The following is an 11,516-nucleotide window of genomic DNA, read 5'->3' on the forward strand; positions in this document are numbered from 1 at the left end:
AATGGATTCTTGAAGTGAGGGGTCGATCAATGTTATATCTTCATGATGTCTGGGTGAACTGGTTTGAAGGAGAGGAAAATGGCTACAATGTATGCCATTTCCATGAATGGAGAAAAGATGATGGCGTTGAATTGCTTGACCAGGTACCGCTCTTAAAGGTTGAGCCAATCCTGTTCCGTTACATTGAAAACGACCTTGCGCCATTGCCTCAGCAGCTTCTCGATGATATTTATCAAAAGGCTTATTTACGGAAAAATCATGAGCGGATTCAATTAGAATACTGTTTTGTCATAAGTGACGGAATGGACATACTGGCAGTTGACACAATTGGGTACAATATTCCGGTCAGAAAAAGCAGGCTTATTCCCAGGCAGGAACAGCTTGTCTATGAAATGCTTGAAAATCAGGATCCCGCAGTTTACAAATTCAAGCCTGAACTTGATTCTAAAGAGTTCCATATACTTTCTCCTGAACCGGAACTAATGACCGGGTTAACCAGAAAGGAAAGGCAATTGAAACAGCTGTTGTTCATGGCGCTCGACCAGCTGCAGTCATCAGGGAATGAAGCAGAAATTCGCTATTGGTATACGGAATGGTCACCTGAACATTATGAAGCAATCCAAAAAATGAATTTTGACGAAGCGTGGAAGCAGCTTTTTACAAATGTAAAGCCAGGCTGGAGTAGGAAGCATGAACATTTCTGTGAAAATCTTATTAAAGGGCAGCCGTTTTTCGAAAAACTTTGGGAAATGGAGCACGGTCCCAAGGTGAATTAATCCCCAATTTAGAACCAGCTGTTAGAGGAGATTTTTTTCGGTTGTTTTGCAGTTTTTTTTCTAAGGAAATTAAACGTCGAGTTTCTTCTATATAATAGGCGAATGGTGTTTAATGGATAAGCTGTTAGTAAGTAGGGCAGAAATAGTTTCTTAAAAGCATTTTGAAATAACAAAGAGAGGCGCCCAATTTAATTGGGAATGCCTCTCTTTGTTTAATGAATAGACCTTATTTTTTGCGCTTTCTGCCAAGCCCCATCGCACTTTCCATTTTCTTTAGCATTTTCGATGCTGCCCTGTTTGCTTTTTCCGCGCCCCGATCCAGGATGTCGTCCAGTTCAGAGGACTCCATTAATTCATGGTACCTGTCCTGGATTGGTTTAAGCGCATGGATGACGACTTCGGCCAAATCGGCCTTAAACTCCCCATATCCTTTTCCTTCATAGTTTTTTTCAATTTCAGGAATGGGTTTTCCGCCTAGAATGGAATAAATGGTCAAAAGATTCGATACTCCTGGCTTGTTATCCTTGTCGTATTTTACGACGCCGTCAGAATCGGTAACTGCGCTTTTAATTTTCTTTTCAATTAGCTTCGGCTCGTCAAGGATAGAAATGAACGATTTCGTGTTAGGGTCGGACTTACTCATCTTCTTTGTCGGTTCCTGTAGCGACATGATTCTAGCGCCGACCTCGGGAATTCGCACTTCCGGTATGCTGAAAATCTCCCGATACTTTTTATTGAACCTTTCCGCCAGGTCCCTTGTCAGTTCCAAATGCTGCTTTTGGTCCTCGCCTACAGGTACTAGATCTGTACTGTAAAGGAGGATATCGGCGACCATTAGTGGCGGATATGTTAGAAGCCCAGCGGAAACCGCTTCTTTCCCTGCGGATTTGTCTTTGAACTGAGTCATTCTTTCAAGTTCGCCAATATAGGAGATGCATTGCATCATCCATCCGGCCTGGGCGTGTGCGGGCACCTCGGACTGGATGAAAAGCGTAGCACGTTCCGGATCCAGGCCTACCGCCAAATAGAGGGCGGCAAGGCTGCGGATATTTTTTCTTAATTGAATAGGGTCCTGTGGTACGGTAATCGCATGCTGGTCTACTATACAGAAATAGCAGTTATATTCCTCCTGAAGCTCCACGAACTGCTTTAAGGCGCCGATGTAATTTCCAAGAGTAATCGTGCCGCTTGGCTGAATACCCGAAAAAATTGTTTTCATGGAAGTTTCCTCCTTATAATTTTTGAAAAATAATAAAAAAAGACCATTCATCCCCATCATGATAGGGACGAATGGTCCGCGGTGCCACCCTAATTGCTTAAAAGCCTCTTTTGCCCCTTGAAGGGGAAGCCATGTTAACGCCTGGCACGCGCCGGAATATACTAAATTTCCATTCCGGGGCTCAAAAGCCCATTCCTGGCAGCCGGTTGTTTGTTCACACCATCCACAAACTCTCTGAAAACCAATTGCTGGCAGTACTATTCTTTCTCAAAGCCGTTGTATTAATTGTAATATTAAAATACATTAAATTGCATTGAAAATCAAGCGGATTAGATGGCTAGGGAAGGTAAAATTGAGGTAATTTCAGGAAAATTCATACGCCTTTTCCAGTGTAATACTAGAATGTTATTCCGGAATAGAGGGTTGTGTCCCAATTTCCTGCTTGCATTAAAGAATTAAACTATTTATAATAAACGTAACAAACGGGCGACTTTACGATTGTGTTTCAATTATTACATTCGTATGTTCTATAGCCGGACCTAGAAAAAGCCGGTTTATAACTTCTGGAGATGAATGTATCTGCAAAGCTATAAATTCGCTTTTTTTTATTGGTTAATTGGCTGATTTTTTCTTTTTTAGAAATTATCAGACTATTAAATCATTCTTTTCCGTACATACAAATGTAGTTTACTGGAAAGACAATCGGACTTCCGTTTGAGGAAATTAATAATAGGGGGGTAAGACTGTGAAGAAAAGATTTTCTATCTTTTTCAGCATGTTGATTGTAATGAGCATGTTCCTTGCTGCCTGCAGCGGCGGCGATAGCGCCAGCGGCGATAAGGACAAGAAGAAAAAAGACGTTCCACAGGAAATGAAAGTTAACATCAACTCCGAGCCATTCTCCCTACATCCGGGATTGGCTAATGACGCTACCTCAGGCGGCGTATTGCTTCAGACATTTGAAGGCTTGACACGTATTGACAAGGACGGAAAACCGCAGCCTGCCATGGCGGAAGACATCCAGCCTTCAGACGACCTGACACAGTACACGTTCAAGCTCCGTGATGCTAAATGGACAAACGGCGACCCTGTAACCGCCCATGATTTCGTTTATGCCTGGAGATGGGCACTTGACCCAGCAAACGAGTCACAGTATGCATACCAGCTATACTATGTTAAAGGCGGCCAGGCTATCAATGAAGGCAAAGCCAAGCCAGAAACACTAGGCGTAGAAGCAAAGGACGACAAAACTCTTGTAGTCACACTAGAGAACCCGACTCCTTACTTTTTGGAGTTGACTGCGTTTTACACTTATTTCCCTGTTAATGAGAAAGTGGCCACAGAGAATCCGAATTGGTACACTGACGCAGGCGATGCATATGTATCAAATGGTCCTTTCAAGATGACTGAATGGGCTCACCAGGACAAAATCGTTATTGAAAAGAACGAAGACTATTGGGATGCTGATGCTGTCAGCCTGACTAAAGTCGAGATGTACATGATTAATGATCCTAACACTGAACTATCCATGTTCGACAACGGCGAGCTTGACTGGGCCGGTTCTCCGTTCGGTACACTTCCAACAGACGCTCTTAAGCAGCTGAAGGATGCGGGTAACCTGAACATCAAACCAATCGCTGGTACTTATTGGTATAAGTTCCAGACTGAAAAGCCGCCATTGAATAATAAAAATATCCGTAAAGCTCTTGCCTACGCAATCAACCGCCAGGCAATAGTTGAAAACATCACACAGGGCGGACAGGTGCCTGCGATGGCAATCGTACCTCCTTCCATGAACAAGGAAAATGAAAAGGGCTATTTCAAAGATAACGATGTTGAAAAAGCGAAGGAATTCCTTGCAGAAGGTTTGAAGGAACTTGGTTATAGCGATGTTTCCGAGCTTCCTGCAATCACGCTTTCCTATAACACTTCAGAAGCACACCAAAAGATTGCCCAGGCAATCCAGGATATGTGGAAGAAGAACCTTGGCGTTGAAGTGACCTTGGACAATGCCGAGTGGGCTGTATACATCGACAAGATGCATAAGGGAGATTACATGATCGGCCGTATGGGCTGGCTGGGCGACTTTAACGACCCAATCAACTTCCTTGAAATTTACCGCGACAAACTTGGCGGCAACAACGATACTTTCTGGGAAAATGCAGAATATAAACAGCTTCTGATCGATTCCCAAAAAGAAGGCGATGCCAACAAGCGTCTTGAAATGTTGAAACAAGCCGAAGCAATCTTCATGGATGAAATGCCGGCTGCCCCAATCTACTTCTATACAAACGTTTGGGTTAAGAAAGACAACCTGAAGGGTGTAGTTGTATCCGGCCTTGGCGATGTCCAGCTGAAGTGGGCTAAGTTCGAATAAGCAAAACTGAATATGGTATACAACTTAGGTAGGTATATGGGGTTACGGTTCCCATATACCTTCCTTTCTGATATAGGGTATATTAGAGGAATATTCTGAAGTATAGAAAAAATTAGGCATGCTCCTTTAGGACTTGGCGTATAGATGCCAAGTTTTTCTAAGCTTCCAGAGTGTTTTGAAAATAAATCCAATTCCGGCAGACCCTTTTACTATTCTTAAAAATTGTCAATAATTGATTTTTAGGAGAGGATAAAGGGCAAACAATGGAGGTGGGCACTTTTGGTTAGATACATCTTTAGAAGATTGGTTTTTATGCTACTTTCCCTTTACTTGATCATTACGGCCACATTTTTTCTAATGAGGCTGGCACCAGGCAATCCGTTTACATCCGAAAAACAGTTGCCTGCTGAGATTGAAAAAGCTTTGAATGAGCATTATGGTTTGGACCAACCATGGTATGTCCAATACGGAGAATACTTGGGCAGGATTGCCCAATGGGATTTCGGCCCCTCATTTAAGTACAAGGCAAGGACAGTTAACGACCTAATTGAGACAGGGTTCCCTGTTTCACTTGCCCTGGGGCTAGAAGCAATTTTAATTGCCGTATCACTTGGGGTCCTCCTCGGTATTATTGCCGCGTTAAGGCATAATAAATGGCAGGACTATAGCGCAATGATATTTGCGGTAATGGGCATTTCAGTTCCATCCTTTATTATGGCATCTGTCCTTCAATATATTTTTTCCATCAAACTGCAGATTTTGCCAGTGGCGCGCTGGGAATCTTTTGCTCATACGATCCTGCCGGCCGTGGCACTCGCTTCCACGCCAATGGCGTTTATTGCACGCTTGACCCGCTCGAGCATGCTGGAAGTCATGTCAAATGACTATATCCGTACGGCAAAGGCAAAAGGGCTTAGCGAAAGGGCAATCACTGTGAAGCATGCGATCAGGAATGCATTGCTTCCTGTTGTGACGTATTTGGGCCCCCTTTCCGCAGGTGTCATTACAGGGAGCTTCGTTATCGAGAGGATTTTTGGTATACCAGGACTTGGGTCCCACTTTGTAACATCAATCACCAACCGCGATTATACAGTTATCATGGGTGTTACAGTTTTCTACAGTATCATTTTGCTGACGGCCATTCTCCTCGTCGACATCGCGTACGGCTTGATTGATCCACGGATTAAACTGTCCGGCGGAAGGAAAGGAGAATAACAATGCAGATTTCAAAAGATAAGTTCCAGATTGTCGGTTCAAAGGCTTACGATGCGGAAAAGATATCGAAACCGAGCCTTTCTTTCTGGAAAGATGTTTCAATCCGTTTTCGTAAAAACAAGCTTGCCATGTTTGGCGTTGTTCTCCTGATCCTCTTGATTTTCATGGCAATCTTTGGACCTCATATGACTGAACATGATTATAGATCAAATGATTATACGAATACGAATAAAGCGCCAAGCAGTGAGCATTGGTTTGGCACCGACGACCTTGGCCGCGATGTGTTCGCGCGTACTTGGTTCGGTGCAAGGATTTCATTGTTCATCGGCGTTGCGGCTGCCCTGGTCGATTTTTTCATCGGTGTATTTTATGGCGGCCTAGCAGGCTATAAGGGCGGCCGTACAGACGATGCCATGATGCGGTTCGCCGATATCCTTTGGGGTGTTCCGTATTTGCTGTTGGTTATCCTCTTGATGGTTGTTCTTGGACAAGGTGTGGGAACGATGATCCTGGCAATGACAATCACGGGCTGGATCAATATGGCGCGGATTGTCCGGGGGCAGGTACTTTCCCTTAAAAACCAGGAGTTTGTACTTGCATCAAGGACACTAGGCGCGGATTTGCCGAGGATTATGAGCAAGCACCTCATTCCGAATACAATGGGGCCTATCCTCGTAACAATGACGTTATCCGTTCCATCCGCTATCTTTACGGAATCATTCCTGAGTTATTTAGGGCTTGGATTGACGCCGCCGCTTGCGAGTTGGGGAACAATGGCGTCTGATGGACTGCCGGCCCTTAAATACTATCCTTGGCGCTTGTTCTTCCCGGCTACGTTTATCTGTTTAACCATCTTTGCCTTCAACGTAATCGGTGACGGATTGCGCGACGCATTGGATCCAAGACTACGGAAATAAGGGGGAATGAGAAATGACGAAATTGCTTGAAGTAAAGAACCTGGAAGTCTCATTCCAGACTTATGGCGGAGACGTAAAAGCTGTCCGTGGCGTAAGCTTTGACTTGAAAAAAGGTGAAACCCTTGCGATTGTAGGGGAATCTGGCTCTGGAAAAAGTGTTACGGCACAAACGATCATGAAGCTGATTCCAATGCCTCCAGGTAAAATCACAGGCGGACAAATCCTCTTCAATGGGGAAGACATCGTTCCAAAAAAGGAAAAGCAAATGGAAAAAATCCGAGGAAAAGAAATAAGCATGATTTTCCAGGATCCAATGACTTCCCTGAATCCTACGATGAAAATCGGACGCCAAATCATGGAGGGGCTAATTAAGCACCAAAATATGAGCCAGGCCGCGGCCAAGGAACGTGCGGTGGAAATGCTGCGCCTCGTAGGGATTCCTATGCCTGAACGGCGCGTCAACCAGTATCCGCATGAGTTTTCCGGCGGTATGAGACAACGGGCGATGATTGCGATAGCCCTTGCTGCTAATCCGCAGCTCCTAATTGCCGATGAGCCGACTACAGCACTTGACGTTACCATCCAGGCGCAAATCCTGGACCTTATGAATGACTTGCAAAGCAAGATGGATACTTCCATCATCTTCATTACGCACGACCTTGGTGTCGTCGCTAACGTTGCCGATAGGGTTGTCGTTATGTATGCAGGCCAAATCGTTGAAATGGGAACGGTGGATGAAATCTTCTATGATCCGCGCCACCCGTATACATGGGGATTGCTTGCGTCCATGCCAAGCTTGGACAGTGACGATAAATCCGAACTTGCCGCGATTCCGGGAACACCACCAGACCTGACAAACCCGCCAAAAGGCGATGCGTTTGCGGCTAGGAACCCGTATGCAATGGCCATTGATTTTGAGCAAGAGCCGCCGTTGTTCCAAATTTCAGAAACACATTTCGCAAAAACATGGCTCCTTCATCCCGATGCACCAAAGGTCGAGCCGCCTGAAGCAGTAAAGAAACGGATGAGGAAGCTGGCCTCTGCGTTCGATGAGCCAAGGCTTGTCAAGGAGGGGAAATAGATGGCTGAAAAATTGGTTGAAATAAAAAACCTGAAACAGTACTTCAATGTTGGACGGCCAAATATGGTCAAGGCTGTTGATGGTATAACATTCGATATTTACAAAGGTGAAACCCTTGGTTTGGTAGGGGAGTCCGGATGCGGGAAGTCAACAACCGGCAGGACGATTATCCGCCTTTATGACGCAACTGATGGGCAGGTACTCTTTAATGGCGAGGATGTCCATGGCCATAAGTCGACTAAGAAATTAAAAGAATTCAACCGGAAAATGCAAATGATTTTCCAGGATCCATATGCTTCCCTAAACCCAAGGATGACGGTGGCCGATATCATTGCCGAAGGAATCGACATCCACGGCCTTGCCAAGGGCAGGAAAGCAAGGATGGAGAGGGTATATGAATTGCTTGAGACGGTCGGCTTGAACAAGGAACACGCAAACCGTTATCCGCATGAATTTTCCGGTGGCCAAAGGCAGCGTATCGGGATTGCCCGCGCACTTGCCGTGGAGCCGGACTTTATCATCGCGGATGAACCAATTTCAGCACTTGACGTGTCCATCCAGGCACAGGTTGTCAACCTATTGAAAAAATTGCAGAAGGAAAAGGGCTTGACGTATCTGTTCATCGCCCACGACCTGTCCATGGTCAAGTACATCAGCGACAGGATTGGCGTTATGTACTTCGGGAAGCTGGTTGAATTGGCACCTGCGGAAGAATTGTATAAAAACCCGCTGCATCCGTATACTAGATCGCTCCTATCGGCGATTCCACTACCGGATCCGGACAGTGAACGCACAAGGAAAAGGATTCCTTACGACCCAAGTGTCCATAAGTATGAAGAGAATGAAGAACTTGAGATGAGAGAAGTTGCTCCTGGCCACTTCGTTTATTGCTCCAAGAAGGAATTCGAGCAGTACAAGGCTCAGTACAAGTAGCAGGATTTATTGACTGTGCAGGAGAGATCCTCTTGAATAACCATAAGTGTTAACAAAGAAAACGGCCCACTAAGGGTCGTTTTTCTTTTGCCCTGGCGTACTTGATTTTTGGGTGCGTGCCAAATTGAGGGAGCTGAATTTGGTTTACATGTCGTGAAAAGCAAGGTTTCTGCGTATTCCGAATTGAAGTCACTCAAATCAGGATGAGTGACTTTGTTTGGGTACAATCCGGAAAGGAAGTCACTTAAATAAGGATGAGTGACTTTGTTTGGACAAAATCCGGAAAGGAAGTCACTCAAATACGGATGAGTGACTTTGTTTGGGCAATATCCAGAAAGGAAGTCACTCAAATCAGGATGAGTGACTTTGTTTGGGCAATATCCAGAAAGGAAGTCACTCAAATACGGATGAGTGACTTTGTTTGGGCAATATCCAGAAAGGAAGTCACTTAATTCAGGATGAGTGACTTTGTTTGGGCAAAATCTAGATAGGAAGTCACTCAAATCAGAATGAGTGACATTGTTTGGACAAAAGCCGGTTTGGTTGGCACATATAGCCTGAAACGAATACAATAAAAAAACTGCGTTACCAATTGGGTACCGCAGCCACACTTAAATTATTTTTTCCCGCCAACTTCCTTCCAGCCGGTTACAAATTTCGCAGCCTGGTCAGTGAACTCAGTGCGTTTGTTTCTTCCGAAAATATTTTCCCCGATGCCGTTAGTAATGACTCCCATTAAAGCAGTAATTCCAACTACCAAAACAGTGACAATAGCTAAATCAGTTAAGTATCCTGCCATGTATGCTTCTCCTGCCCCTCTCTTCGGAAACATTTATTATCTTGCCTTATACTTCTATTTTAAAAGAAACAAGCAAAGATTAAAAGGAAAAGAATCGACATTCTGGCAAACAATCGGAAAATAATTATGTTTTTTCATTTACAAAAAATTAAATGAGAATCCAAAAAATTATAAAAAATATGTTTAACTCTCTCCGGTGACGGGTATATGATTGTATGTTTTAATTTTTTCCAGATGACGTACATAAAATAATTACGACCTACGAAAATTATAATAGTTTAGGAGGATGAGCAATCATAAAAATCAATTATTTTATAAATTCTGTGAAACTTTTTCGTTTGTGATTCGTCTTATATTACGTATGGCAGAAAAGAGAGCCTTTTTTTACAAAATATTATTTTCAAAAAGTGATACCGCTTTTATCGATACTGCTGTATAATTAATAATAGATATTCCTTAATTGTAGTTATTTTAATTTATAACATTAAAATCGTAATCCCCATTTAAACCATATAGATGGCCTTTATTTTAGAAGGAGTGTGAAAACTTATGGTAACGCTATACACTTCACCAAGCTGCACATCATGCAGAAAAGCTAAAGCATGGTTGGAGGAGCATGAAATTCCATACACAGAACGGAATATCTTTTCCGAACCGCTTTCGATTGATGAAATCAAGGAAATTTTGAGGATGACCGAAGATGGGACGGATGAAATCATTTCGACCCGCTCGAAAACGTTCCAGAAGCTTGAGGTAAATCTGGAAACCATGCCATTGCAAAACCTTTTTGAACTGATCAAGGATAACCCAGGACTTTTGCGCCGCCCAATCATCCTCGATGAGAAGAGGCTGCAGGTTGGCTACAATGAGGATGAAATCCGCCGCTTCCTTCCAAGGAAAGTACGTACATTCCAACTTCGCGAAGCACAGCGCATGGTCAACTAAACAACACATCCGGACCTCCAGAGCTTGGGGGTCCTTTATAATCCCTTGATTCCTTGCAGCATTTCCCCCGCCACCTGCCCTTATTTTTCCCAGTAGAAAATGGTTGTGAACAGGACGAGCCTTTGTTAAACTATAATGTAACCCTTCATTCGCGATTGCATATCCGATTTTGGAAACTGAATCTTTAGTGCCTCGCCACGCTTGCGAACTTAGCCTGAGGCATTTGCTCATTTTTTTGAAAATGGTATGTTTTGTTTCCCTAAATGCCTGCTTTATCATAAAATAAAGGTACAAGGCGCCAGCCGGAATAAACAGCCCGGATAAGGGTAATAGATAAGTAATATCATCTGCACGGGGGTAAACAGTCCCTTCACTCTTGCTACCGGAAGGGAGAGTTAAAGATGGAGATAGAACGGATTAATGAGAATACTGTTAAGTTTTACATCTCGTATATTGATATAGAAGAAAGAGGCTTTGATCGGGAGGAAATCTGGTATAACCGTGAACGGAGCGAGGAGCTTTTCTGGGAGATGATGGACGAAATCCATCAGGAAGAGGAATTCACGGTGGAAGGGCCGCTCTGGATTCAGGTGCAGGCGCTCGACAAAGGCCTTGAGGTTCTCGTAACTAAGGCGCAGCTCTCCAAGGACGGACAGAAGTTCGAACTTCCAATCCCGAATGACAAGCTGAAGGACATTCCTGTGGATGAGCAAATTGAAGATATGCTCGACCAGCATTTTGGGCATGGAATCGAGGAAAATACCGAGGATGAGGAAATACTTGATTTCCTTCTCTCCTTCAACGACTTCGAGGACTTAATACAGCTTTCAAAGCGTGGCGGGCTTGACGAGATCGCAACCAGGCTGTTCCACCTGGAAAATAAATATTATCTCTATACCGAGTTTCCTGAAGATGTCTTCAATGAGGATCAAGTCGATGACTTGCTTAGCATCCTTCTTGAATACGGTAATGAAAGCCAGGTTACCATCCATCGCCTGGAGGAATACGGAAAGGAAATTCTTTCACACGATGTCTTTTCCGAACTTAGGAAGCACTTTTAATAAAAAAGCCGATTTCAAAATCAAATGCGATTTTGAAATTGGCTTTTTTTGCTGAAAAATGTAGGTGAAAAGCCTCATTTACTGGGAAAAATCTGATTTTTATGGCATGATGGAGGGGAAGCTCTAACATAGCCCACCGGAAGTCTTGAACGGAAAAAGTTCTCCGGTTATATTGTTGTATTGCAGGACATTG

Annotated in this window: 11 protein-coding genes and 1 other annotated feature; of the genes, 9 read left to right on the top strand and 2 right to left on the bottom strand. The window is 43.9% G+C overall.

Going from position 1 to position 11,516, the window contains the following annotated elements; genetic code table 11:
* The first annotated feature begins 29 nt into the window (after nucleotides 1-29).
* Nucleotides 30-776: a YjbA family protein gene (locus V1499_RS05410; RefSeq protein ID WP_409274425.1), complete on the top strand. Its 747-nt coding sequence runs from the start codon at nucleotides 30-32 to the stop codon at nucleotides 774-776.
* Nucleotides 777-1,002: 226 nt separating this feature from the next.
* Here the strand turns inward: V1499_RS05410 and trpS are convergent, their stop codons facing one another.
* The gene (gene trpS / locus V1499_RS05415; RefSeq protein ID WP_409274427.1) at nucleotides 1,003-1,995 is read right to left on the bottom strand and encodes a tryptophan--tRNA ligase; all 993 of its coding nucleotides are present in this window, start codon (nucleotides 1,993-1,995) and stop codon (nucleotides 1,003-1,005) included.
* Nucleotides 1,996-2,055: 60 nt separating this feature from the next.
* Nucleotides 2,056-2,275 (bottom strand) — a binding site (T-box leader).
* A gap of 465 nt (nucleotides 2,276-2,740) precedes the next feature.
* Between trpS and V1499_RS05420 the strand changes: the two genes are divergently transcribed.
* The 6 genes from V1499_RS05420 (at nucleotide 2,741) to V1499_RS05445 (ending at nucleotide 8,970) form a co-directional block, all read left to right on the top strand.
* Nucleotides 2,741-4,372, top strand: coding sequence for a peptide ABC transporter substrate-binding protein (locus V1499_RS05420; RefSeq protein WP_409274428.1), 1,632 nt, complete (start codon nucleotides 2,741-2,743; stop codon nucleotides 4,370-4,372).
* Nucleotides 4,373-4,651: 279 nt separating this feature from the next.
* The gene (locus tag V1499_RS05425; RefSeq protein WP_409274430.1) at nucleotides 4,652-5,587 is read left to right on the top strand and encodes an ABC transporter permease; all 936 of its coding nucleotides are present in this window, start codon (nucleotides 4,652-4,654) and stop codon (nucleotides 5,585-5,587) included.
* Between the two features lie 2 nt (nucleotides 5,588-5,589).
* Nucleotides 5,590-6,504, top strand: a complete 915-nt coding sequence (locus tag V1499_RS05430; RefSeq protein ID WP_409274431.1) for an ABC transporter permease — start codon at nucleotides 5,590-5,592, stop codon at nucleotides 6,502-6,504.
* A gap of 13 nt (nucleotides 6,505-6,517) precedes the next feature.
* A complete protein-coding gene (locus V1499_RS05435) occupies nucleotides 6,518-7,585 on the top strand; it encodes an ABC transporter ATP-binding protein (protein ID WP_409274432.1) in 1,068 nt (355 codons plus the stop codon).
* Complete coding sequence (locus tag V1499_RS05440; protein WP_409274434.1) at nucleotides 7,586-8,518, top strand: ABC transporter ATP-binding protein; 933 nt, start codon at nucleotides 7,586-7,588, stop codon at nucleotides 8,516-8,518.
* Between the two features lie 254 nt (nucleotides 8,519-8,772).
* The gene (locus V1499_RS05445; RefSeq protein ID WP_409274435.1) at nucleotides 8,773-8,970 is read left to right on the top strand and encodes a hypothetical protein; all 198 of its coding nucleotides are present in this window, start codon (nucleotides 8,773-8,775) and stop codon (nucleotides 8,968-8,970) included.
* Between the two features lie 164 nt (nucleotides 8,971-9,134).
* On the opposite strand, the gene V1499_RS05450 is transcribed toward V1499_RS05445, so the two are convergent.
* Nucleotides 9,135-9,317, bottom strand: a complete 183-nt coding sequence (locus tag V1499_RS05450) for a hypothetical protein (RefSeq protein WP_316571663.1) — start codon at nucleotides 9,315-9,317, stop codon at nucleotides 9,135-9,137.
* Between the two features lie 549 nt (nucleotides 9,318-9,866).
* On the opposite strand from V1499_RS05450, the gene spxA reads away from it, so the two are divergent.
* Complete coding sequence (spxA, locus tag V1499_RS05455) at nucleotides 9,867-10,262, top strand: transcriptional regulator SpxA (RefSeq protein WP_316571664.1); 396 nt, start codon at nucleotides 9,867-9,869, stop codon at nucleotides 10,260-10,262.
* Between the two features lie 401 nt (nucleotides 10,263-10,663).
* Nucleotides 10,664-11,323, top strand: a complete 660-nt coding sequence (mecA, locus tag V1499_RS05460; RefSeq protein ID WP_409274438.1) for an adaptor protein MecA — start codon at nucleotides 10,664-10,666, stop codon at nucleotides 11,321-11,323.
* The last annotated feature ends 193 nt before the right edge of the window (nucleotides 11,324-11,516 follow it).

Source organism: Neobacillus oceani (assembly GCF_046237595.1).
GTDB classification, from domain to species: domain Bacteria; phylum Bacillota; class Bacilli; order Bacillales; family Cytobacillaceae; genus Bacillus_D; species Bacillus_D oceani.